Annotated in this window: 19 protein-coding genes; 13 read left to right on the top strand and 6 right to left on the bottom strand. The window is 59.4% G+C overall.

All coding sequences use genetic code 11. The features are described 5' to 3' along the window. Positions 1-20 precede the first annotated feature (20 nt). Together xthA and ACZ9IM_RS20590 are read left to right on the top strand one after the other, a co-directional pair. The gene (gene xthA / locus ACZ9IM_RS20595; RefSeq protein WP_427622699.1) at positions 21-833 is read left to right on the top strand and encodes an exodeoxyribonuclease III; all 813 of its coding nucleotides are present in this window, start codon (positions 21-23) and stop codon (positions 831-833) included. Positions 834-1,028: 195 nt separating this feature from the next. Next, positions 1,029-2,363, top strand: a complete 1,335-nt coding sequence (locus ACZ9IM_RS20590) for a substrate-binding domain-containing protein (RefSeq protein WP_476224848.1) — start codon at positions 1,029-1,031, stop codon at positions 2,361-2,363. Between the two features lie 165 nt (positions 2,364-2,528). On the opposite strand, the gene ACZ9IM_RS20585 is transcribed toward ACZ9IM_RS20590, so the two are convergent. After that, complete coding sequence (locus ACZ9IM_RS20585) at positions 2,529-3,758, bottom strand: acyl-CoA dehydrogenase (protein WP_030130892.1); 1,230 nt, start codon at positions 3,756-3,758, stop codon at positions 2,529-2,531. Positions 3,759-3,922: 164 nt separating this feature from the next. Between ACZ9IM_RS20585 and ACZ9IM_RS20580 the strand changes: the two genes are divergently transcribed. The 4 genes from ACZ9IM_RS20580 to ACZ9IM_RS20565 all read left to right on the top strand — a co-directional run bounded on the left by ACZ9IM_RS20580 (position 3,923) and on the right by ACZ9IM_RS20565 (position 8,350). Further along, the gene (locus ACZ9IM_RS20580) at positions 3,923-4,852 is read left to right on the top strand and encodes a LysR family transcriptional regulator (RefSeq protein ID WP_007904083.1); all 930 of its coding nucleotides are present in this window, start codon (positions 3,923-3,925) and stop codon (positions 4,850-4,852) included. A 206-nt stretch (positions 4,853-5,058) separates the two neighbouring features. Next, a complete protein-coding gene (locus ACZ9IM_RS20575; RefSeq protein ID WP_008068244.1) occupies positions 5,059-5,460 on the top strand; it encodes a MerR family transcriptional regulator in 402 nt (133 codons plus the stop codon). Between the two features lie 147 nt (positions 5,461-5,607). Then, complete coding sequence (locus ACZ9IM_RS20570; RefSeq protein ID WP_476224847.1) at positions 5,608-6,507, top strand: hydroxymethylglutaryl-CoA lyase; 900 nt, start codon at positions 5,608-5,610, stop codon at positions 6,505-6,507. A gap of 781 nt (positions 6,508-7,288) precedes the next feature. After that, the gene (locus ACZ9IM_RS20565; RefSeq protein ID WP_476224846.1) at positions 7,289-8,350 is read left to right on the top strand and encodes a 2-oxoglutarate and iron-dependent oxygenase domain-containing protein; all 1,062 of its coding nucleotides are present in this window, start codon (positions 7,289-7,291) and stop codon (positions 8,348-8,350) included. 38 nt (positions 8,351-8,388) lie between these two features. Here the strand turns inward: ACZ9IM_RS20565 and ACZ9IM_RS20560 are convergent, their stop codons facing one another. After that, complete coding sequence (locus tag ACZ9IM_RS20560) at positions 8,389-10,095, bottom strand: AMP-binding protein (protein ID WP_476224845.1); 1,707 nt, start codon at positions 10,093-10,095, stop codon at positions 8,389-8,391. A gap of 330 nt (positions 10,096-10,425) precedes the next feature. Between ACZ9IM_RS20560 and ACZ9IM_RS20555 the strand changes: the two genes are divergently transcribed. The 4 genes from ACZ9IM_RS20555 (at position 10,426) to ACZ9IM_RS20540 (ending at position 16,105) form a co-directional block, all read left to right on the top strand. Further along, complete coding sequence (locus ACZ9IM_RS20555; protein ID WP_008014292.1) at positions 10,426-11,589, top strand: isovaleryl-CoA dehydrogenase; 1,164 nt, start codon at positions 10,426-10,428, stop codon at positions 11,587-11,589. Positions 11,590-11,601: 12 nt separating this feature from the next. Further along, on the top strand, positions 11,602-13,209 hold the full coding sequence (locus ACZ9IM_RS20550; protein ID WP_008014290.1) for a carboxyl transferase domain-containing protein: 1,608 nt from the start codon (positions 11,602-11,604) through the stop codon (positions 13,207-13,209). 125 nt (positions 13,210-13,334) lie between these two features. Next, positions 13,335-14,150, top strand: a complete 816-nt coding sequence (locus tag ACZ9IM_RS20545; protein ID WP_007904070.1) for a gamma-carboxygeranoyl-CoA hydratase — start codon at positions 13,335-13,337, stop codon at positions 14,148-14,150. After that, on the top strand, positions 14,150-16,105 hold the full coding sequence (locus ACZ9IM_RS20540) for an acetyl/propionyl/methylcrotonyl-CoA carboxylase subunit alpha (protein WP_427622703.1): 1,956 nt from the start codon (positions 14,150-14,152) through the stop codon (positions 16,103-16,105). Before ACZ9IM_RS20545 ends, ACZ9IM_RS20540 begins: the two co-directional genes overlap by 1 nt. Positions 16,106-16,144: 39 nt before the next feature. On the opposite strand, the gene ACZ9IM_RS20535 is transcribed toward ACZ9IM_RS20540, so the two are convergent. Continuing rightward, positions 16,145-16,810 carry a LexA family protein gene (locus ACZ9IM_RS20535; RefSeq protein WP_007896907.1) on the bottom strand — a complete coding sequence of 222 codons (666 nt, stop codon included), beginning with the start codon at positions 16,808-16,810 and terminating at the stop codon, positions 16,145-16,147. 129 nt (positions 16,811-16,939) lie between these two features. On the opposite strand from ACZ9IM_RS20535, the gene ACZ9IM_RS20530 reads away from it, so the two are divergent. Beyond that, entirely contained in the window at positions 16,940-17,281 is a 342-nt protein-coding gene (locus ACZ9IM_RS20530; protein ID WP_123496598.1) for a DUF6124 family protein, read from the top strand. Positions 17,282-17,763: 482 nt separating this feature from the next. Further along, positions 17,764-18,915 carry a M14 family metallopeptidase gene (locus ACZ9IM_RS20525; RefSeq protein ID WP_476224844.1) on the top strand — a complete coding sequence of 384 codons (1,152 nt, stop codon included), beginning with the start codon at positions 17,764-17,766 and terminating at the stop codon, positions 18,913-18,915. Positions 18,916-18,975: 60 nt separating this feature from the next. Here ACZ9IM_RS20525 and ACZ9IM_RS20520 read toward each other — a convergent pair whose 3' ends face one another. After that, positions 18,976-19,422 (bottom strand): winged helix-turn-helix transcriptional regulator, encoded by a 447-nt coding sequence (locus ACZ9IM_RS20520; RefSeq protein ID WP_008073121.1) that lies wholly within the window; start codon positions 19,420-19,422, stop codon positions 18,976-18,978. 96 nt (positions 19,423-19,518) lie between these two features. On the opposite strand from ACZ9IM_RS20520, the gene ACZ9IM_RS20515 reads away from it, so the two are divergent. Beyond that, positions 19,519-20,745, top strand: a complete 1,227-nt coding sequence (locus tag ACZ9IM_RS20515) for an MFS transporter (RefSeq protein ID WP_476224843.1) — start codon at positions 19,519-19,521, stop codon at positions 20,743-20,745. A gap of 99 nt (positions 20,746-20,844) precedes the next feature. Here the strand turns inward: ACZ9IM_RS20515 and ACZ9IM_RS20510 are convergent, their stop codons facing one another. Both ACZ9IM_RS20510 and ACZ9IM_RS20505 read right to left on the bottom strand, forming a co-directional pair. Then, on the bottom strand, positions 20,845-21,390 hold the full coding sequence (locus tag ACZ9IM_RS20510; RefSeq protein ID WP_427622706.1) for a cytochrome b: 546 nt from the start codon (positions 21,388-21,390) through the stop codon (positions 20,845-20,847). Further along, the gene (locus tag ACZ9IM_RS20505) at positions 21,387-22,481 is read right to left on the bottom strand and encodes a catalase family peroxidase (protein WP_427622707.1); all 1,095 of its coding nucleotides are present in this window, start codon (positions 22,479-22,481) and stop codon (positions 21,387-21,389) included. The genes ACZ9IM_RS20510 and ACZ9IM_RS20505 overlap by 4 nt, the downstream gene beginning before the upstream one ends. Between the last annotated feature and the right edge of the window lie 6 nt (positions 22,482-22,487).

The raw sequence follows: 22,487 nt of genomic DNA, 5'->3' as shown, positions 1-22,487 counted from the left end.
TTTTGCCAGGACTGCCGACCATGAAGATCGTCTCCTTCAACATCAACGGGCTGCGCGCTCGCCCGCATCAGCTGGCGGCGCTGATTGAGAAACATCAACCGGACGTGATCGGCCTGCAGGAAACCAAGGTTCACGACGACCAGTTTCCCCTGGCCGAGGTTCAGGCACTGGGTTATCACGTGCATTTCCATGGGCAAAAAGGCCACTACGGCGTGGCCCTGCTCTCGCGCCAGGAGCCAATTGCGCTGTACAAAGGTTTCGCTACCGATGAAGACGACGCTCAGCGGCGCTTCATCTGGGGCACGTTCGCCGACGCCAATGGCGTGCCGGTAACCATCATGAACGGCTATTTCCCACAGGGCGAAAGCCGCGATCACCCCACCAAATTCCCGGCCAAGGAACGTTTCTACAACGATTTGCAGCAGTTGCTGGAAAGCCAGTTCAGCAACGACCAGCCGATTGTGGTGATGGGCGATGTGAACATTTCCCCGGAAGACTGCGACATCGGCATCGGCCCGGACAACATGAAACGCTGGCTGAAAACCGGCAAATGCAGCTTCCTGCCGGAAGAACGCGAATGGATGGCCCGCTTGAAGAATTGGGGCCTGGTGGACAGCTTCCGTCACCTGAACCCGGACGTTGCCGACCGTTTCAGCTGGTTCGACTACCGCAGCCGCGGTTTTGAAGATGAACCCAAGCGTGGGCTGCGGATTGACTTGATTATGGCATCCCATGGATTGTTGCCGCGCGTGAAGGATGCCGGCGTGGATTACGACTTGCGCGGGATGGAAAAACCCTCCGACCACGCACCGATCTGGCTTGAGTTGAGCTGATCCGGCGGCGTTGCTGATCATTCCCACGCTCTGCGTGGGAATGCATCCCGTGACGCTCTGCGTCACATCAAGAGCGGAACGCGGAGCGTCCCCGGCGGCGTTCCCACGCAGAGCGTGGGAACGATCACTGTCATCGTTCAGAAACCTTACTGACTTATTCTCCCGGCACTTTCTTTGGCTTCATTAGGTACCGGCATGACGCTGCGCGTGTTGTTCCTGTTACTGCTCGGCGCTGTGCTGCCGGCGTCGGCCGGCGACTTGCCGACGTCCGAACGTGGGCCGGTGTTGCGCATTCAAGGCTCCAACACCATTGGCGCAGCATTGGGCCCGGCGCTGGTCGAGGGCTTGATGCGTGAACAGGGCCTGCTCAAGGTTCACCGCGAAGCCCCGGACAAAGCCAACGAACAACGCATCGTCGGCGAAACCGTTCAGGGACGCCGAGTCGAGGTGGAGGTCGCGGCCCATGGTTCCAGCACCGGGTTCAAAGCCCTGAGAATCACCTCTGCCGATCTCGCGGCTTCGTCGCGCCCGATCAAGGACAACGAACGGCTGGATCTTGAGCTGCTGGGTGACCTGAAAAGCCCGATTGCCGAGCAAGTCATCGCCATCGACGGGCTGGCAATCATCCTTCATCCGCACAATCCGCTGAAGCAACTCAACACCGAACAACTGGCGCGAATCTTCAGCGGCGAAGCGAAAACCTGGGAAGCACTCGGCAGCAGCGGTGGGACGATCCATCTGTACGCGCGGGATGATCAATCGGGCACCTATGACACGCTCAAGGAACTGGTCCTCAGCCCGCGTGGGAAAACCCTGAGCAGCAACGCGAAACGCTTCGAATCCAGCGAGCAATTGTCGGATGCCGTCAGTCTCGACCCGCAAGGCATCGGCTTCATCGGCTTGCCTTATGTGCGCCAGGCCAAAGCCGTAGCGATTGTCGATGGCGACTCCCAGGCCATGCTGCCGGTCAATAGCCTGATCGCGACGGAAGATTACCCGCTATCCCGTCGGCTGTTCTTTTACCTGCCGCCGAATGGGAAAAATCCCTGGGCCAAGGCCTTGGTGAAGTTCGCGCAAAGCAGCAAAGGCCAGGCGATCGTCGCAGCCAATGGCTTTATCGCACAGACTGTTCAGGCCATGGCGGTCACGCCGAATGTGTTGATGCCCGAGGGTTATCAGGCACTCAGCCGTCATGCCCAGCGGCTGACGGTGAACTTTCGTTTTGAAGAAGGTAGCGCGACGCTGGACAACAAGGCCCGACAAGACCTGTCGCGGGTGCTCGACTATATAAAGCAGCACGACAAAACCAATCGGCAAGTGACGCTGGTAGGGTTTGGCGACGCCAAGAGCGATCCGGCGCGGGCGGACCTGCTGTCGAAACTGCGGGCCATGGCGGTGCGGCGAGAACTGGTGAAAAGCGGCGTGGTGTTTCGCGAGATTCGCGGTTTCGGCGCCGAGATGCCCGTGGCGAACAACAGCGGGGATGAGGGACGGATCAAGAATCGGCGGGTTGAGGTTTGGGTGTATTGAAACGGAGTGCGAACAACTGTGGCGAGGGAGCTTGCTCCCGCTCGGCTGCGAAGCAGTCGTAAAACCAGGCGACCCGATACATCTGAAACAATCGGATTGCCGTATTTTAGGGCCGCTTCGCGCCCCAGCGGGAGCAAGCTCCCTCGCCACAAGAGCCCACCAGTCTTATTGACCGCTACGCATCATTTCCTTCGGCACATATTTGCCGATCTCGAACTTGCCGATCGCCGCGCGGTGCACTTCGTCCGGGCCGTCGGCCAGGCGCAGGGTGCGTTGCATGGCATACATGTAGGCCAGCGGGAAATCGTTGGAAACCCCTGCCCCGCCATGGATCTGGATCGCCCGGTCGATCACCCGCAATGCCACGTTCGGCGCCACGACTTTGATCTGCGCGATTTCGCTCTTCGCCACCTTGTTGCCGACGGTATCCATCATGTACGCCGCTTTCAACGTCAGCAGGCGCGCCATGTCGATCTCCATCCGTGAGTCGGCGATTTTGTCGATGTTACCGCCCAGACGCGCGAGGGGTTTGCCGAACGCAGTGCGGTTGACTGCACGTTTGCACATCAGCTCCAACGCACGCTCGGCCATGCCGATCGAACGCATGCAGTGGTGAATCCGGCCCGGGCCGAGGCGACCCTGAGCAATTTCGAAGCCGCGTCCTTCACCCAACAGGACATTTTCGTACGGCACCCGGACGTTTTCGAACAGTACTTCGGCGTGGCCGTGAGGCGCATCGTCGTAACCGAACACCGGCAGCGGACGCACAATCTTCACGCCTGGGGTATCCACCGGCACCAGAATCATCGAGTGCTGCGCATGGCGCGGCGCATCCGGATTGCTCAGGCCCATGAAGATCAGGATCTTACAGCGTGGATCGCAGGCGCCAGAGGTCCACCATTTCTTGCCGTTGATCACCCATTCGTCGCCATCACGCACAGCGCGGGCGGCCATGTTGGTGGCATCAGACGAGGCCACGTCCGGCTCAGTCATGGCGAACGCGGAGCGGATCTCGCCGCGCAACAGCGGTTCGAGCCAGCGTTGCTTCTGTTCTTCATTGGCGTAACGCACCAGCACTTCCATGTTGCCGGTGTCCGGCGCAGAGCAGTTGAACGGCTCAGGGCCCAGCAGCGAGCGGCCCATGATTTCCGCCAATGGCGCGTATTCGAGGTTGGTCAGGCCGGCGCCGAGTTCGGATTCAGGCAGAAACAAATTCCACAGGCCTTCAGCTTTGGCCTTGAGTTTGAGTTCTTCCATGATCGCTGTCGGCTGCCAGCGATCGCCCTCGGCGACCTGGCGTTCGAACACCGCTTCAGCGGGATAAACGTAGGTGTCCATGAACGCGGTCACGCGCTCACGCAGTTCTTGCACTTTGGGCGAATAAGCGAAATCCATGGGCAGCTACCTTCTAAAGGGAGGTTGTTCAGGTCATGCAATCGATGCTAGAACAGCGTTGATAATTTACCTAGCCTATTCTCGGCGTGTATTAACATTCATCACCGATATATGATCGACTGATCGAGCTACCTTCCTAAAACAAGAGCAGAGAGCGCAGCGCAATGAATCTGAGCAAGGTCGACCTCAACCTTTTCATCGTCTTCGACGCGATCTACACCGAAGCCAACCTGACGCGCGCCGGGCAAATTGTCGGCATTACTCAACCGGCAGTCTCGAACGCTCTGGCCCGCCTGCGCGAGACCTTCAACGATCCGCTTTTCGTGCGTACCGCCCAAGGCATGGTGCCCACGCCGATGGCGCAAAACATCATCGGCCCGGTGCGTAACGCCCTTTCTTTGCTGCGGGTGTCGGTGCAGGAAAGCCGCATCTTCAACCCGTTACAGGCGGTCAAGACCTACCGCATCAGCATGACCGACCTCACTGAAGCGGTGATCCTGCCGCCGCTGTTCCAGCGCCTGCGACGCCTGGCGCCGACGGTAATCATCGAAAGCTTCCTGTCCAAACGTCGCGAAACCACCAAGGAGCTGGCGGCCGGGCGTCTCGATTTCGCGGTGGATGCGCCGCTCAACACTGACCCACAGGTGCGTCATGTCAAGTTGATGGAAGACCGTTACGTGTGCGCCATGCGCAAGGGCCATCCGTTGGCGGGCAAAGAGAAATTCACCCTCGACGATTATCTGTCCCTGACCCACATCCACATCTCCAGCCGGCGCAGCGGTCTGGGTTATGTCGATCTGGCCTTGGGCAAAATGGGCATCCAGCGCAAGATTGCCCTGCGCTCCCAGCATTACTTGATGGCGTCCCAGGTGTTGCAGCAGACCGACATGGTCATGACCGTGCCGGAACGTTTCGCCCGTCGCCATGACTTGTACGCGGTGAACCTGCCGGTCAAAGAAGTTCCGCCGGTGGAAACCCACCTCTACTGGCACGAAAGCACCGACCAGGACCCGGCCAACCGCTGGATGCGCGAGCAAATGATCGAGTTGTGCCAACAGGTTACGGCGCATGAGAAGAAGCTCGATAAGGTGTAGGGCTTTGGACCGCAGCGCCCTCATCGCGAGCAGGCTCGCTCCCACAGGGAATCTCTGTTTTACACAAATATTGTGTTCACCGTAGATCTATTGTGGGAGCGAGCCTGCTCGCGATGGGGCCAGCAAGAACAGTGGAAACCTCTGCCCCTTGACGTAAACGTCAACCTGCCATTAGCTTAGCGCCATGACCTTTTTCGAGCGCTTCCATGAGCAGCCAGACCTATAGCATTTCCGACCTCGCCCGCGAGCTCGACATCACCACCCGGGCTATTCGCTTCTATGAAGAGCAAGGCCTGCTCAGCCCCGAGCGTCGTGGCCAGGAACGCATTTACTCGCCCCGTGACAAGGTCAGCCTGAAGCTGATCCTGCGGGGCAAGCGCATTGGTTTTTCCCTGGCCGAATGCCGCGAGCTGATCGAGCTCTATGACCCCTCCAGCGGTAACACCAAGCAACTGCACAGCATGCTGGCGAAAATCGCCGAGCGTCGGGAACAACTTGAACAGCAATTGCTGGACATCGAACAGATGAAACTGGAACTCGACACGGCCGAAGAGCGCTGTACCCAGGCGCTGGAACAGACAATCAAGAGCCAGCAGGCCGTCCAATAGGTCTACACAATCCCCTGTGGGAGCGAGCCTGCTCGCGAAAGCGCCGGGTCAGTCGACATCAATGTTGAATGTGCTACCGCCATCGCGAGCAGGCTCGCTCCCACAGGGTTCTCTGAACATTCAGACAATCAGCACAGGTCCATTGCCATGTCCCTACCCACCCACGTACGCCTGGTCGAAGTCGGCCCCCGCGACGGTTTGCAAAACGAAGCCCAGCCCATCAGCGTTGCAGACAAGGTGCAACTGGTCGACGCACTGACCGCCGCAGGCCTGGGCTATATAGAAGTTGGCAGTTTCGTCTCGCCCAAATGGGTGCCGCAAATGGCCGGTTCCGCCGAGGTCTTCGCGCAGATCCAGCGCAAGCCGGGCGTGACCTATGGCGCCCTCGCCCCCAACCTGCGGGGCTTTGAAGATGCCATCGCCGCCGGGGTCAAGGAAGTCGCCGTGTTTGCCGCAGCGTCCGAATCGTTTTCCCAGCGCAACATCAATTGCTCGATCAGCGAGAGCCTTGAGCGCTTCGTGCCGATCATGGACGCCGCAAAGCAACATGGCGTCAGCGTGCGCGGTTACGTGTCCTGCGTGCTGGGCTGCCCTTACGAAGGGGACATCGCACCGGAACAAGTCGCCCGGGTTGCTCGTGAGCTCTATGCGATGGGCTGCTACGGGGTTTCGCTGGGAGACACCATCGGCACCGGCACCGCTGGCGCGACCCGCAAGATGTTCGAAGTGGTCTCGGCCGATGTACCACGTGAAAAACTGGCCGGGCACTTTCACGATACCTACGGCCAGGCCATGGCCAACATCTACGCCAGCCTGCTGGAAGGCATCGCGGTGTTCGACAGCTCCATCGCCGGCCTCGGCGGCTGCCCATACGCCAAGGGCGCCAGCGGTAATGTCGCGACCGAAGACGTGGTTTACCTGCTCAACGGCCTGGGTATTGAAACCGGAATCGACCTGGACGCCTTGATTCGAGCCGGCCAACAGATTTGCGCGGTGCTGGGGCGCCCTACCGGTTCGCGCGTGGCCAAGGCTCGCAGCGCACAGTGACAGCGTGGATGTGTCAGGGTGTTACCGGGTGTGCAGAAACGTGGGCGGAAGCGAGTAACACGGAAACAAATTGTCGGGTTTTGGTCGGATGAAAAATCCTACTAAAAACTCAACTCATTGAATTTAAAGGATTTTTAAAAGTTGGCACGGCTTCTGCTATCTCTATGGCATAACAAGAATAAAAACTGCAAACCAATAAAAATAAGACGTAACGACTCTGACATAACAAGAACAACACGGCAGAGACGCAGCTAACAGATTTTTTTGGAGAGGATGTGCTTTTCAGGGTGCTTTTCGAAGTAACCCGCAACCGGGCAGAGAACAATAAAACTACCTTCAGGTAGCTCCCGAACTGGTTGGATCGCTTAGCGAAAAAGTAGATCAGCGCTCAAAAAAATACGTTTGCTCTTGATCCCGGATGGGGATCGACAAAAACAGCGGTAAAGGGCCACGGTTGCCAAAAACAACAACAGACCGCCCCTCAATAATAAAAAAAGAGCACGTACGACAAAATTAAAGGGGAGCTTCGGCTCCCCTTTGTGCTTTCTGCCCCTTGTATACCCCCTGCGCAACACCCTCTGACTGCCCCGCTCGTCGAAACTGCCATAAATGACAGGTCAAATCAAAACCCGGATGTCCTATAACTCGCCTTCCCTCCGGGGATTGCAGGGACACTCATGATCCATGCCATGAAGGTCTGGAGCTGTTCCGTTGGCCACCGCTGTTCGTCAACGTCTCTGGAATGAGTACACGTCCCTTTACTGGATAAAAGGAGACGAACATGATCACGTTGAAAACCTTCAAGCTGCCCGCCAAGGTAACGGGCAGCACCGCCGATATCACGTTGGGAGAACAACTGATCCGCGCCTGGCAGACAGATGGCATTTTCCAGATCAAGACCCTTGTAGAACAGGATCGCAAGACGCAAGCGGCAATAGCCGTCAGCAAGCGCTTTTTCAAGAAACCTCAAACCTTCAAAAGCGGTTGCATCAACGATTCAGCCTACAGCGGCTATATCGCTTCCGGCGAGGAAATCACTGCCGGCCAAGCGGATTACTCGGAGATTTTCACCATTTGCAAAGACTTGCCCGAGAGTGACCCGCGCGTCCAGAAGGGCTGGCCTTGCCATGGTCCGGTGCCATGGCCCGATAGCGTTTATCACAAACGCATGAAAGCGTTCATGGACGAGCTCGGCGCAACAGGCGAGAAACTACTCAAGCTCACGGCGCTGGGCATGAAGCTGCCAATCAGCACCTTCACCGACCTGACACGCGATGGCTGGCACCACATGCGCGTATTGCGCTTCCCAACCGAAACCTCTAAATCATCCCGTGGCATTGGCGCGCACACGGACTATGGCCTGCTGGTTATCGCGGCCCAGGACGACGTCGGCGGTCTGTACATTCGCCCACCGGTCAAGGGCGAGAAGCGCAACCGCAACTGGCTGCCGGAAGAAAGTTCGGCAGGCTTGTTCGAACACGAGGAACCCTGGACTTTCGTGACACCCACGCCAAGGGTGTGGACGGTGTTCCCTGGCGACATCATGCAGTTCATGACCAATGGCTTCCTGCTTTCCACCCCACACAAGGTCAAGCTCAATACTCGTGAACGCTTCGCCTGCGCGTACTTCCACGAACCGGGTTTCGAAGCTTCTGCCCGACCGTTGTTCGAACCAGGCAGCCAAGAGCGCATTCATTACGGCGAGCACTTCACCCATATGTTCATGCGCTGCTACCCGGATCGAATCACCACCCGACGCATCCACGAGCAGAATCGCCTCGCGCGGCTGGAAGAACTGAAAGCGCGCGACAAGCGAGCTCCGCAAATTGCAACCCACTCATAGGCTGAGTGTGCCCTGGCCGGTATTACCGGTCAGGGCATTCAAACCTCTTGGCGATCCGTTGAGGCCAATTCCTCAATGCTGATCTCACGCATCCGGAACTTCTGGATCTTGCCGGTCACCGTCATCGGAAACTCCTCGACGAACTTGAAGTAACGCGGCGTCTTGAAGTGCGCAATGCGCTCCTTGCACCAGGCTTGCAGCTCCTGCTCGGTGGCGCTGTGGCCGGGATGGAACTTGATCCAGGCGACGATCTCTTCGCCGTACCGGGAGCAAGGAATGCCGATCACCTGCACGTCGGCGACCGCCGGGTGAGTGAAGAAGAACTCTTCCAGCTCCCTTGGGTAAATATTCTCACCACCGCGGATGATCATGTCTTTGTTACGCCCGGCAATGCACACGTAGCCTTCGTCGTTCATGCTTGCCAGATCGCCGGTGTGCATCCAGCCCGCCTCATCGATAGCCTCGGCGGTGCCTTGCGGGTTATTCCAGTAGCCGAGCATCACGCTGTAGCCCCGGGTACACAGCTCACCGATGGTGCCTCGCGGTACCAGATTGCCCGCCTCGTCGATGATTTTGCTTTCCAGTTGCGGCTGTGTTCGGCCAACGGTGGTGACGCGCAATTCCAGCTCGTCTGACGGACCGGTCTGCAAAGACACGGGGCTGGTTTCCGTCATGCCGTAGGCAATCTGCACTTCGCTCATGTGCATTTCATTGATAACCCGGCGCATCACCTCGATCGGACACGTCGCCCCGGCCATGATCCCGGTGCGCAGGCTCGACAAATCAAACTCAGCGCGCTTGGGCTGATCGAGCATGGCGATGAACATGGTCGGCACGCCGTAAAGCGCGGTGGCTTTTTCTTCGGCGACGGTGCTCAGCGTCAGCAACGGATCGAAAGCGTCGTTGGGATAAATCATGGTACTGCCGTGGGTGACGCAGCCGAGGTTGCCCATGACCATCCCGAAGCAGTGATACAGCGGCACAGGAATTACCAGCCGATCATCGGCCGTCAGCCCCAGGCTTTCGCCGACCATGTAACCGTTGTTGAGAATGTTGTAGTGGCTGAGGGTCGCGCCCTTGGGGAAACCGGTGGTGCCGGAGGTGTATTGGATGTTTACCGCTTGATCGAAATGCAGGCTGTCCTGGCGTTCGCGCAATTGCTCGACCGACACGCTGGCCGCCAGATCAGTCAGCTGCGACCACGGCAGGAAACCCGATGGCGGTTGCGCATCCAGGCTGATCACCCCGCGCAGTTCCGGCAGGCGTTCGCTCTGCAACTGGCCGATGGATTGCTCCGCCAGTTCCGGTACCAGCCCCTGCAGCATGCCGTGATAGTCGGAGGTCTTGAAGGCACCGGCACAGACCAGCCATTGGCAACCGGACTGCTTCAACACGTATTCGAGTTCGGAACTGCGGTAAGCCGGGTTGATGTTGACCAGGATCACGCCGATTTTCGCGCTGGCGAACTGGCTGATGCACCACTGGGCACAATTCGGCGCCCAGATACCGAGCCGATCACCGGTCTGCAAGCCCAGCGCCAAAAATGCTCTGGCGTGCAGGTCGACGGTCTCTGCCAACTGCTGCCAGGTGTAACGCAGTTGTTGATGGCGCACGACCAGCGCCTCCCCGTTCGGGTGTTGCGCGGCGGTGTTATCAAACGCCTGCCCGATGGTCATCGCCAGCAAGGCTTTATCCTGGGAACCACGGGTATAGCTGCGCTGCGGGCTTGCACTGGGTTGATCCATGACGACCCCTATTGTCTTTATTGTAGGAGCGAGGCTTGTGTGGCGAGGGAGCTTGCTCGCGCTCGGCTGCGCAGCAGTCGTGAAATCAGCTATCGGGGGATGCCTGACACACCTCGGATGCTGACTTTGCGACCGCTTCACGCTCGAACGGGAGCAAGCTCCCTCGCCACAGAGTGCGACGCTGGTCTTTCAGAACTGGCTCTACTCTCGCTCAAGTTGACGTTAACGTAAAGGGTCATTGACAGCCATTCGACACAGGCTTACGTTAACGTAAAGGTGAGAGCCGAATCACTGCCCTCCCCACCCTACAAAAAAGCCAAAAGGTGCCCCATGAGCTACCCATCCCTGAACTTTGCCCTCGGTGAAACCATCGACATGCTGCGCGATCAGGTTCAGTCCTTCGTCGCCAAAGAGATCGCCCCGCGCGCCGCTCAGATCGACATCGACAACCTGTTCCCCGCTGACCTGTGGCGCAAATTCGGCGACATGGGCCTGCTGGGTATCACCGTGCCGGAAGAGTACGGCGGTGCGGGCCTGGGTTACCTGGCGCACGTCGTCGCCATGGAAGAAATCAGCCGCGGTTCGGCCTCGGTCGCCCTGTCCTACGGCGCCCACTCCAACCTTTGCGTCAACCAGATCAACCGCAACGGCACTCACGAACAGAAAAGCAAATACCTGCCAAAACTGATCAGCGGCGAGCACATCGGTGCCTTGGCCATGAGTGAACCGAATGCCGGTTCCGACGTGGTGTCGATGAAACTGCGCGCCGATAAACGTGGCGACCACTACGTACTCAACGGCAGCAAAACCTGGATCACCAACGGCCCTGACGCCAACACTTACGTGATCTACGCCAAGACCGACCTGGAAAAAGGGCCGCACGGCATCACCGCGTTCATCGTCGAGCGTGACTGGAAAGGCTTCAGCCGCAGCAGCAAGTTCGACAAGCTCGGCATGCGCGGTTCCAACACCTGCGAGCTGTTTTTCGATGACGTCGAAGTCCCGGAAGAAAACATCCTCGGCGTACTCAACGGTGGCGTGAAAGTGCTGATGAGCGGCCTCGACTACGAGCGCGTGGTGCTTTCCGGTGGCCCGACCGGGATCATGCAGGCCTGCATGGACTTGATCGTTCCGTACATTCATGACCGCAAACAGTTCGGCCAGAGCATCGGCGAATTCCAGTTGATCCAGGGCAAAGTCGCCGACATGTACACCCAACTCAATGCCAGTCGCGCCTACCTCTATGCGGTGGCCCAGGCGTGCGAGCGCGGCGAAACCGCGCGCAAGGACGCCGCCGGCGTCATCCTCTACAGCGCCGAATGCGCGACCCGAATGGCCCTGGACGCGATCCAGATTCTCGGCGGTAACGGCTACATCAACGAATTCCCCGCCGGTCGTCTGCTGCGTGACGCCAAGCTGTACGAAATCGGCGCCGGCACCAGTGAGATCCGTCGCATGCTCATCGGTCGCGAACTGTTCAACGAAACCCGCTAAACGGAGCTGCACATGGCTATCCTGCATACCCAGCTCAACCCCCGTTCGGCGGAGTTCGCGGCCAATAGCGCGGCAATGCTCAAACAGGTCGACGCCCTGCACACCCTGCTCGCGCAAGTGCAGCAAGGTGGTGGCCCGAAGGCTCAAGAGCGCCACACATCGCGAGGCAAACTGCTGCCCCGTGAGCGGATCAATCGCCTGCTCGATCCGGGTTCGCCATTTCTCGAAATCAGCCAATTGGCGGCCTACGCGGTGTACGGCGAAGACGTTCCCGCCGCTGGCGTGATTGCCGGAATCGGCCGGGTGGAAGGCGTCGAATGCATGATCGTCGCCAACGATGCCACCGTGAAAGGCGGCTCGTATTACCCGCTGACCGTGAAAAAACACCTACGCGCACAAACCATCGCCCAACAGAATCGCCTGCCCTGCATTTATCTGGTGGACTCCGGCGGCGCCAACTTGCCGCGTCAGGATGAAGTGTTCCCGGACCGCGAACACTTCGGGCGGATCTTCTTCAACCAGGCCAACATGAGCGCCATGGGCATTCCGCAGATTGCGGTGGTCATGGGCTCCTGCACCGCCGGTGGCGCTTATGTACCAGCGATGGCCGACGAGGCGATCATGGTTCGTCAGCAGGCAACGATTTTCCTCGCCGGCCCACCGCTGGTGAAAGCCGCGACGGGCGAAGTGGTCAGCGCCGAAGACCTCGGCGGTGCCGATGTGCACTGCAAGATTTCCGGGGTTGCCGACCACTACGCCGAAAGCGATGAACACGCCCTCGCCTTGGCCCGGCGCAGCGTCGCCAACCTTAATTGGCGCAAGCTCGGTGAACTGCAACAACGCACGCCGATCGCGCCGCTGTACAGCAGCGACGAGTTGTACGGCGTGGTGTCGGCGGACGCCAAGCAACCGTTCGACGTGCGCGAAGTGATCGCGCGGCTGGTGGATGGCTCGGTGTTCGATGAGTTCAAGGCGTTGTTCGGCACTACTTTGGTCTGCGGCTTTGCCCACCTGCACGGTTACCCGATCGCGATCCTCGCCAACAACGGCATCCTGTTCGCCGAAGCCGCGCAGAAAGGCGCGCACTTCATCGAACTGGCCTGCCAGCGCGGCATCCCGTTGCTGTTCCTGCAAAACATCACCGGTTTCATGGTCGGCCAGAAATACGAAGCCGGCGGCATCGCCAAGCACGGCGCGAAACTGGTGACCGCCGTGGCCTGCGCGAAGGTGCCGAAATTCACCGTGATCATCGGCGGCAGCTTCGGCGCCGGTAACTACGGCATGTGCGGTCGGGCTTACGATCCGCGCTTCCTGTGGATGTGGCCGAACGCGCGGATTGGCGTGATGGGGGCCGAACAGGCGGCGGGCGTACTGGTGCAGGTCAAGCGTGAGCAGGCTGAGCGCAGTGGCCATGGTTTCAGCGCCGAGCAAGAAGCCGAGATCAAGCAACCGATCCTCGATCAATACGAAGAACAGGGGCATCCCTATTATTCCAGCGCTCGACTGTGGGACGACGGTGTCATCGACCCGGCGCAGACCCGCGACGTGTTGGCCCTGGCCTTGTCGGCATCGCTGAATGCGCCAATCGAACCGAGCCGCTTCGGCGTGTTCCGGATGTGATTTTTTGTGGGAGCGGGCTTGTGTGGCGAGGGGGCTTGCCCCCGTTCGATTGCGAAGCAATCGTAAACCAGTGATCGCATTCGCGAGCAAGCCCGCTCCCACATGAGTTGTGGAGACGGACAAATATGAGCGACTTCAACACCCTCGAACTGCTGAGCGATCCAAGGGGTTTTGCGACCTTGTGGCTCAGCCGTGAAGAAAAAAACAACGCCTTCAACGCCGAAATGATCCGCGAACTGATCCTCGCGCTGGACAAAGTGTCGAGCGATGCCAGCCTGCGTTTTCTGTTGATCCGCGGGCGTGGCAAACACTTCAGCGCCGGCGCTGATCTGGCCTGGATGCAGCAATCGGCCGAGCTCGATTACCACACCAACCTCGACGACGCCCGGGAACTGGCGGAGTTGATGTACAACCTCGCCAAGCTGAAAATCCCGACCGTGGCAGTGGTGCAAGGCGCAGCCTATGGCGGCGCGCTGGGCCTGATCAGTTGCTGCGACATGGCCATCGGCGCCGACGACGCGCAATTCTGCCTGTCGGAAGTGCGCATCGGCCTGGCACCGGCGGTCATCAGCCCGTTCGTGGTGCAAGCCATCGGCGAGCGCGCGGCACGGCGCTATGCGTTGACCGCAGAACGTTTCGGCGGGCAACGGGCTCGGGAAATCGGCTTGTTGTCGGAGAGTTACCCGATGGCTGAACTGGAACAGAAAGTCGATCAGTGGATCGACAACCTGCTGCTCAACAGTCCGGCGGCCATGCGCGCCAGCAAGGACTTGCTGCGTGAAGTCGGCCATGGCGCGCTGACCCCGGCGCTGCGACGTTACACCGAGAACGCCATCGCCCGAATCCGCGTCAGTCCCGAAGGCCAGGAAGGCCTGCGCGCCTTCCTGCAAAAACGCTCGCCAACCTGGCAAGCCGAAACCACCCTCAAGGAGCCGCGTTGATGAGCGCACCTGTTCTCACCACCTTGCTGGTGGCCAACCGCGGCGAAATCGCTTGCCGGGTGATGCGCACCGCCAAAGCCCTGGGCCTGACCACCGTGGCCGTGCACAGCGCCACCGACCGGGATGCCCGGCACAGCCGCGAAGCCGATATCCGCGTTGACCTGGGCGGCAGCAAAGCCGCCGACAGTTACCTGCAAATCGACAAACTGATCGCCGCTGCGAAAGCCAGCGGCGCCCAGGCGATTCATCCGGGCTACGGCTTTCTTTCGGAGAACGCCGGGTTCGCCCGCGCAATCGAAGCGGCCGGCCTGATTTTTCTCGGCCCGCCCGCCTCGGCCATCGACGCCATGGGCAGCAAGTCCGCGGCCAAAGCCTTGATGGAAACCGCAGGCGTACCACTGGTACCCGGCTATCACGGCGAAGCCCAAGACCTCGAAACCTTCCGCGACGCCTGCGAACGCATCGGTTATCCGGTGCTGCTCAAGGCCACGGCGGGCGGCGGTGGCAAAGGCATGAAAGTCGTCGAGGACGTCAGCCAACTGGCCGAAGCCCTGGCCTCGGCGCAACGTGAAGCGCTGTCCTCGTTCGGCGACTCGCGGATGTTGGTGGAGAAGTACCTGCTCAAACCACGCCACGTGGAAATCCAGGTATTTGCCGACCAGCATGGCAACTGCCTATACCTCAACGAACGTGATTGCTCGATCCAGCGTCGGCATCAGAAAGTCGTCGAAGAAGCCCCGGCTCCGGGTCTGAGCCCGGAACTGCGTCGCGCCATGGGCGAAGCCGCCGTGCGCTCGGCACAGGCCATCGGTTACGTCGGCGCCGGCACCGTGGAGTTTTTGCTGGATGCGCGCGGTGAGTTCTTCTTCATGGAGATGAACACGCGCCTGCAAGTTGAACACCCGGTCACCGAAGCGATCACCGGCCTCGATCTGGTGGCCTGGCAGATTCGCGTGGCCCGCGGTGAAGCGCTGCCGATGACTCAAGACCAGGTGCCGCTGATCGGCCATGCGATTGAAGTGCGGCTGTATGCCGAAGACCCGGGCAACGATTTTCTACCGGCCACCGGGCGTCTGGCGTTGTATCGTGAATCCGCCGCAGGACCGGGGCGTCGCGTCGACAGTGGTGTCGAAGAAGGCGACGAGATTTCGCCCTTCTACGACCCGATGCTCGGCAAGCTGATTGCCTGGGGCGAAGACCGTGAACAGGCACGGCTGCGTTTGCTGAGCATGCTTGATGAGTTTGCCATCGGCGGGCTGAAAACCAACATCAACTTCCTGCGCCGAATCATCGGCCACCCTGCATTTGCCGCGGCGGAGCTGGATACCGGTTTTATTCCGCGTTATCAGGAACAACTGCTGCCAGCACCTTCAGACCTCAGCGATGAGTTCTGGCAAGCGGCCGCGCAGGCATTTGCCCAGAGTCAGTCGAGCACGACCCGCGCTGATGACCTGAGTTCGCCTTGGGGTATCGGCAACGGATTCCGTGCCGGACTGCCAACAGAAATCACCCTGCATTTGAGTTGCGAAGAGCAAGACCGGGCGCTGACCCTGGGCGATGTCGACGCTCATACCGCGCAGCTCAAGGATGAATATCTGCTGACCGAACACAACGGCTTGCGCCGCCAGCATCGGGCAATCCGCCGGGGCCATACGCTGTATCTGCAATGGGACGGTGAGCTGCGCCGCATCGAGTCGTATGACCCGATCAGTGCCGTCGAAGCCAGTCACAGCCATCAGGGCGGGCTCACCGCGCCTATGAACGGCAGCATCGTGCGAGTGCTGGTGGAGGCCGGGCAAACGGTCGAAGCCGGGGCGCAATTGGTGGTGCTGGAAGCGATGAAAATGGAGCACAGCATTCGCGCGCCCCACGCTGGGATTATCAAGGCGTTGTATTGCCAGGAAGGCGAGATGGTCAGCGAAGGCAGTGCGTTGGTGGAGTTGGAACACGCGTGAAATGAAGATCGGTCCTACGCGTTGCGAGGACCGATCTGATTAGAATTTGGCAGTCGCCTGAACCACTACGCCGATAATTCGGCATTCCTCGGTGAAAAGGGCTTTCGGATAGGTCGGATTGAGCGGGACCAGATAACGCTGCCCGCCCTCTTCGATCAGTTTGCGAAAAACCGCCTCGGCGCTGCCGGGCCATTGGGCGATCACCAGTTTGCCAGGCTCGGGCACGATGGCCGGGTCCACCAGAATCAACATGTCCGCGGCAATGCTCACACCCGTGGGTGCGGTCATCGCATCGCCAACCACCACCAGCCAGAACGCTGCGCCCTGGGCATGGTAATCGGACAACTCGAAGCGCGGCTTGCTGACAGTCGATGAGGCGCCGTAAGCCGATAGTTCTCCATCGCGCACCTCTCCGGTTTCCCGCCAGTCACTGACCGGGTAGCGAAAGTACGGGTTGTACTTTTGCGTCAGAGAGATCTCCTCATCCTGTGAGATCTGCGGTTCCCTGATCACCATCGCGACTTCCAGATAGTCCATCCCCAGCGCCTGCAAGACACGGTTCATCTCTTGGATGCGGGGCTGACGACGTTTATTCAGCCAATGGCCGACGCCGCCCTGGGACATTCCGATGCGCTCGGCGAGTATTTCTTGAGTGACTTTGAGTTCACTCATTTTGGCCTTGACCAATTCAATCCATTTATCCATGTGCGGCACGATACGTGGGGTACTCCGACCAACAAAACACAAATTGTAGTATTTAAATTCAAGACACAAATACAGTACGTACTAAGCTGGGCTCACGGATTTGAATCTCTCACGGAGCTTGCCATCGTCATGACCATCCCCAGCATTACCCTGCCCGACATGCAATTCGACACCACACTCAACTCGCCAAAAGGCTCGGCTGCCGCGCAGCGGGCACTGGACTATTACTTGAAACCAGCTGTGTCAGAACAGGCCGGCGAAGAACGTTTCTTCGATGTGAACCGTAACATCAGCAGCGAAGAGGCATTGGTCCATGCTTCGGATCTATTGCGATGTGCCGCCGCCACCGCGCATGAATCAGCCAACCAGCTGCAGGGCGCAAGCAGGGATCTGGCGTTTTCGACAGTCCACATGATCGATATGGCCAAGGCGATGGTCGATCGATCCCTGGAAGGGGCACAGCAGGGTTGAGGCGAATACGCAGGAGTAGAAAGGAAAGAATTTTCCAATCACGCAGATAAAAACATTTGACTTGCAAATGATAATGATTATTATTGCAGGCAGCTGGTCGCGAGATCAGTCGATGGACCAGGGACCTTAGGTCGGTCTCCTGGACTATCTCCTCATCAGGCTAATCACGGTTTTTGACCCGGCTTTTTGCCGGGTCTTTTTTTGCCAGTTATTCTGGCTTTGGCTTCAGGCTAATGAAGTCTGTGGGTGCTGCAAAATCCGATTGGCGCGGATGATATCAAAAGAATATCTGTTGGCAAGAGAGGCCCGGTAGCATTGGGCCAAACTAACGCAAAATAGCACTTGAGAATCACTTGCACAGTCTCTAAGCTGCATCGGCGTCAAGGAGGACGCCCCCCCTTTTCACCCTCGCAATTTCCCCCGGTTTTTCCCTCCCTTGCGTGTAAAGTAGCAGCCATAAAAAACATATTCAGGAATTGATTATGGCCGTGGCTAGATCTTCTTTCGACATCAACGCGAACTTCGACAGTGGCAACATCGAAGTGCTGGACATCAGCAATCCTTTGCAAGCACTGCTGGCGATCAAGCCAGACACTCGTAGCCAGCATTTCCAGTGGTTCCACTTCAAGGCCAGCGGTCTGCACGTCGGTCAAGAGCATTGGTTTCGCCTGAACAACGCCAGTAAATCTTCGTACAACAAAGCCTGGGATGGCTATCAGGCGGTGGCGTCCTATGACCACGTCAATTGGTTCCGGGTGCCGACCATCTTTGAAGGCGACTGCCTGCGTTTCAGTCTCGAAGCCACTGCGACCCATGCCTGGTTCGCCTACTTCGAACCTTACAGCCGCGGCCGCCATGACTGGCTGATCGAACAGGCACTCACCAAGGCCGGCACCGAACTGCTGGCTACCGGCAAGAGCGTTGAAGGCCGCGACATCCAGTTGTTGCGCAAAGGTACTGGAGCCGAAGGCCAGCGCAAGGTCTGGATCATCGCCCAGCAACACCCCGGCGAACACATGGCCGAATGGTTCATGGAAGGCGTGATCGAGCGCCTGGAAAAACACGACGACCCGGTGCTGAAAAAACTCCTGGCCAGCGCCGACCTGTACCTGGTGCCGAACATGAACCCGGACGGCGCTTTCCACGGTCATTTGCGCACCAACGCCATGGGCCAGGACCTGAACCGCGCTTGGCAGAGCGCCAGCCAGGAAGTCAGCCCGGAAGTGCTGTTCGTTCAGCAACAGATGGAAAAGTATGGCGTCGACCTGTTCCTCGACATCCATGGCGATGAAGAAATCCCCCACGTGTTCACCGCCGGTTGCGAAGGCAACCCGGGCTATACGCCGCGGATCGAAAAACTCGAAGAGCATTTCCGCAGTCATCTGAAACATCAGACCAAAGACTTCCAGACCAAGTACGGCTACACCCGCGACGAGCCTGGCAAAGCCAACATGACCCTGGCCTGCAACAGCGTCGGTCAGAAGTTCGACTGCCTGTCGCTGACCCTGGAAATGCCCTTCAAAGACCACAACGACGCACCGAACCCGCTGACCGGCTGGTGCGGCAAACGCTCCAAGCAATTGGGCAAGGACGTGCTGACGACCATCGCCGACATGGTCGATACCCTGCGCTGATTGTCCTTTAACGTCAAAAGATCGCAGGCTTTCGCCGAAGGCTGCGATCTTTTGACGTTTTCACTGGGCAGCGATCCGCACACAATCCTGCGGCCCCAACAAACGCCCATCCTCGGCACGCAACTCCAGCGCCCGCACCGGTCGACCGTTCTCACGATCGACAACCCGCGAATGCGCCTCCCCCGCCTCAAAGAAAAACGCCTCGCCCCACTGCCGCAATCCGATGATCAACGGGAACAGGCCCTTGCCCTTCTCCGTCAGCACGTATTCCTGATACGCGCTGCCGTCCGACGCTGGCACCAGATCGAAAATCCCGTGAGCCACCAACGTGCGCAGGCGTGCCGAGAGGATGTTTTTGGCCATGCCCAGATTGCGCTGGAACTCACCGAATCGCCGCAAGCCATCGAACGCATCGCGCACGATCAATAACGACCACCAATCACCAATCGCGTCCAGTGAACGGGCGACCGGGCATTCGGCGCCTTCCATGCTTGTACGTTTAACCATGACCGCGTCCGCCGGCAACCAATGTGGTTGCAATATAAAACCAGACTCCCTACCGTACAACTGGTTTTATTTTGAAACCACAAAAGGAAGCCCGTGATGAAACCTGACCACCCATTAAGCGGCGCAGTGGTGCTGCTGATTGCCGTTGCCTGCGGCCTGGCCGTCGGCAATGTGTATTACGCACAACCGCTGCTCGATGCCATGGCCGAGGCCTTCGCCATGGACCGGGCAACCATCGGTATCGTCGTCACCCTTACCCAAATCGGTTATGGCGTGGGTCTGTTGTTGCTGGTTCCGCTAGGGGATCTGCTCAACCGCCGCCGGCTGATCGTCGTGCAAACCCTGCTATCGGCGCTGGCCTTGTTGATGATCGCGTTAGCCTCGAACAGCGCCTGGCTACTGCTCGGCATGGCGCTGACCGGGTTACTGGCGGTCGTGACGCAAGTCCTGGTGGCCTACGCCGCGACCCTGGCTATCCCGGCGCAACGTGGACGTGTGGTGGGCGTGATCACCAGCGGCATTGTCGTCGGCATTCTGTTGGCACGAACAGTCGCGGGCGGCATGGCCGATCTGGCCGGTTGGCGTTCGATTTATCTGCTATCCGCCGGGTTGACCCTGGTGATGGCGCTGCTGTTGTTTCGTGTGCTGCCCAGGCACGAAGACCCGCGACCGGATAGTGCTTACGGTGCGTTGATCGGCTCGGTATTCACGTTGTTCAAGGAAGAACCGGTATTGCGTCAACGGGCCATGCTCGCCCTGCTGACCTTCGCCAGCGCCATGGTGTTGTGGACACCCTTGGTGCTGCCGCTGAGTGCCCCGCCACTTTCACTTTCCCACACTGAAATCGGACTGTTCGGCCTGGCCGGAGCCGCCGGTGCGCTGGCCGCCGCTCGCGCCGGGCATCTGGCCGATCGCGGTTTGGGTCAATGGACCAGTGGACTGTCGTTGCTGCTGATGCTCGCCTCATGGCTGCCCATCGCTCTCACCCAATCCTCGCTATGGGCGCTGCTGCTCGGGGTGATTACGCTGGATCTGGGTTTGCAGGCCGTTCATGTCACCAGCCAAAGCATGATCTACAGCGTGCGTCCCGAAGCGCAAAGCCGACTCACCGCCGGCTACATGCTGTTCTATTCAATCGGCAGCGCCTTGGGTTCTATCGGTTCGACGGCGATGTACGCCTGGGCGGGATGGATCGGGGTGTGTTGGCTGGGTGCGGGCATCAATGCCGTGGCGCTGATTTATTGGTGCATGACGTTGGCCCCAACCCCGAGCAAATCCTGTGGCGAGGGGGCTTGCCCCCGTTCGGCTGCGCAGCAGTCGTAAATCGATTAAACGCGGTATGCCTGACCTATCGCATTTAGGGCTGCTTCGCAGCCCGACGGGAGCAAGCGCCCTCGCCACAATGCCGTGCCAGCCTCCTGATCACCCGCGATCCTTACCCCGCAGCATGCTGTTCAGCACGTCATCGCGGCGCACCCAACCGTGAAACAACGCCGCCGCCAAATGCAGCAGCACGGTCAGGAACAGCAGGTACGCCAGATACCCATGCGCCTGGCGCAGGAACGCAAACACCTGCGCATTCGCCGGCAGGATCGACGGCAATTGCAGTGAACTACTGAGCATTACCGGATCGCCAGCCGCCGAAATCATCGCCCAACCCAGCAATGGCAAAATCAACATCAAGGCGTACAACAAGATATGCGAAGCCTTGGCCGCGAACGCTTGCCAGCCCGGCAGGTCCGCTGGCAGCGGTGGTTGCCGGGTCGAAAAGCGCACGGCCAGACGCACGATCACCAGCAACAGAATCGCAACACCCAAAGGTTTGTGCAGATGGATCAGCCACTCATGACGCTCGGACACCGAGGCCACCATGCCCGCGCCGATAAACAGCATCGAGATGATCATCAGCGCCATCAGCCAATGCAGCAGCCGCGCCAATGGCGCGAAATGATTCGGTTGTGCGCTCATTGTCGAGACTCCTGCTTAGCGTTGGGCAATTGCGTCACTTCGCTGGTGCGGCGCAGGTAGGAACGGGCGTAACCCGCTGAGCGAGCGGCAAGCAGCGGGTCGTCGGAGCCTTCGATACCGCTGGGCAATACCAGTGGGTCGTAGTTGATGTCACGGCACTCACCACTGAGTTGCGGCTGAGTACTTTCGAGCACCAAGGTACCGGCGTTCAGCACTTTTCGGCCGTCGGGCCAGGCCTTGCTCGCGTCGTTGACCGGATCTTCGGGGTTCGCCAAAGTAATGTTCAACTGCCAACGCAGCGGTCCGGCGGCCAAACGCTGCACCAAGTCTTTCTCAAGGAAATCACCGCCCTCGGGGGCCGTTGCACCTGCCGCGTCCTGGGCCACTGGCGTCATGCTCCAACGCACCGCTTGCCGCTGACCGGCCGCGTTCACCAGGTAAAACGCGTTGACGCTGTTATAGATTTCCGTCGCGTAACTGGCCGAAGGTTTGGCGGTTTTGATCCAGGCCAGAAACGGCGCGGCTTCCGGGTGAGAACCGAAAAACGCTGGAACAGCCGCCGGGTTTGGTTTGCCGGTAGACGGATCCGGTGACTGCGCTTGTTGCAACTGATAGAACGCCTCGGGCGTGCCCACCGGGAACACCGGCATGCTGTTCATCCCGGTGCGCCATTGCTGGCCGTTGGCCTGGGTGAAACGCAACGCCAGGCTGCGGATCGGCACGCTGTTGTCCGGCGCGTAAGGGTTGCCGGCAGGCAGCGCAAAACGCCCGACCACCGGGGTCCGCGCTTCGCTGAACACTTGGGCAGTGGAATACTCGCGCGCCTGGCTGCTGCTCTCGAAATGCCCGATCACGCACACGCCTTTGGCATGATTGCGACGGAATCCCGGGTGCACGCCGTTGTTTTTCTCCAGTACATTGACCAAATCTTTCGGCGTCAGGCGCTGTGGGTCGAGTGTGCCGTTGACGTAGGCAAAAGCCCCGGCCAGCGCAGTGACCACCACGGCAATGCCGGTCAGACGCAACGTCAGGCTCGCGGCACTCAGCGGTGGCCGGCCAGGCCCCGTTGGCGGTGATGAGCGATCTACCATGAATGA

Source organism: Pseudomonas sp. TE12508, assembly GCF_056279485.1.
The sequence above is the reverse complement of the archived record's forward strand: the minus strand, read 5'-3'. Positions and strand labels throughout refer to the sequence as shown.

What these genes read in the sequence shown, in the direction of transcription:
- xthA (WP_427622699.1), top strand. Translation starts at nt 21, where the DNA reads ATGAAGATCGTCTCCTTCAACATCAACGGGCTGCGCGCTCGCCCGCAT.
- ACZ9IM_RS20590 (WP_476224848.1), top strand. Translation starts at nt 1,029, where the DNA reads ATGACGCTGCGCGTGTTGTTCCTGTTACTGCTCGGCGCTGTGCTGCCG.
- ACZ9IM_RS20585 (WP_030130892.1), bottom strand. Translation starts at nt 3,758, where the DNA reads ATGGATTTCGCTTATTCGCCCAAAGTGCAAGAACTGCGTGAGCGCGTG.
- ACZ9IM_RS20580 (WP_007904083.1), top strand. Translation starts at nt 3,923, where the DNA reads ATGAATCTGAGCAAGGTCGACCTCAACCTTTTCATCGTCTTCGACGCG.
- ACZ9IM_RS20575 (WP_008068244.1), top strand. Translation starts at nt 5,059, where the DNA reads ATGAGCAGCCAGACCTATAGCATTTCCGACCTCGCCCGCGAGCTCGAC.
- ACZ9IM_RS20570 (WP_476224847.1), top strand. Translation starts at nt 5,608, where the DNA reads ATGTCCCTACCCACCCACGTACGCCTGGTCGAAGTCGGCCCCCGCGAC.
- ACZ9IM_RS20565 (WP_476224846.1), top strand. Translation starts at nt 7,289, where the DNA reads ATGATCACGTTGAAAACCTTCAAGCTGCCCGCCAAGGTAACGGGCAGC.
- ACZ9IM_RS20560 (WP_476224845.1), bottom strand. Translation starts at nt 10,095, where the DNA reads ATGGATCAACCCAGTGCAAGCCCGCAGCGCAGCTATACCCGTGGTTCC.
- ACZ9IM_RS20555 (WP_008014292.1), top strand. Translation starts at nt 10,426, where the DNA reads ATGAGCTACCCATCCCTGAACTTTGCCCTCGGTGAAACCATCGACATG.
- ACZ9IM_RS20550 (WP_008014290.1), top strand. Translation starts at nt 11,602, where the DNA reads ATGGCTATCCTGCATACCCAGCTCAACCCCCGTTCGGCGGAGTTCGCG.
- ACZ9IM_RS20545 (WP_007904070.1), top strand. Translation starts at nt 13,335, where the DNA reads ATGAGCGACTTCAACACCCTCGAACTGCTGAGCGATCCAAGGGGTTTT.
- ACZ9IM_RS20540 (WP_427622703.1), top strand. Translation starts at nt 14,150, where the DNA reads ATGAGCGCACCTGTTCTCACCACCTTGCTGGTGGCCAACCGCGGCGAA.
- ACZ9IM_RS20535 (WP_007896907.1), bottom strand. Translation starts at nt 16,810, where the DNA reads ATGGATAAATGGATTGAATTGGTCAAGGCCAAAATGAGTGAACTCAAA.
- ACZ9IM_RS20530 (WP_123496598.1), top strand. Translation starts at nt 16,940, where the DNA reads ATGACCATCCCCAGCATTACCCTGCCCGACATGCAATTCGACACCACA.
- ACZ9IM_RS20525 (WP_476224844.1), top strand. Translation starts at nt 17,764, where the DNA reads ATGGCCGTGGCTAGATCTTCTTTCGACATCAACGCGAACTTCGACAGT.
- ACZ9IM_RS20520 (WP_008073121.1), bottom strand. Translation starts at nt 19,422, where the DNA reads ATGGTTAAACGTACAAGCATGGAAGGCGCCGAATGCCCGGTCGCCCGT.
- ACZ9IM_RS20515 (WP_476224843.1), top strand. Translation starts at nt 19,519, where the DNA reads ATGAAACCTGACCACCCATTAAGCGGCGCAGTGGTGCTGCTGATTGCC.
- ACZ9IM_RS20510 (WP_427622706.1), bottom strand. Translation starts at nt 21,390, where the DNA reads ATGAGCGCACAACCGAATCATTTCGCGCCATTGGCGCGGCTGCTGCAT.
- ACZ9IM_RS20505 (WP_427622707.1), bottom strand. Translation starts at nt 22,481, where the DNA reads ATGGTAGATCGCTCATCACCGCCAACGGGGCCTGGCCGGCCACCGCTG.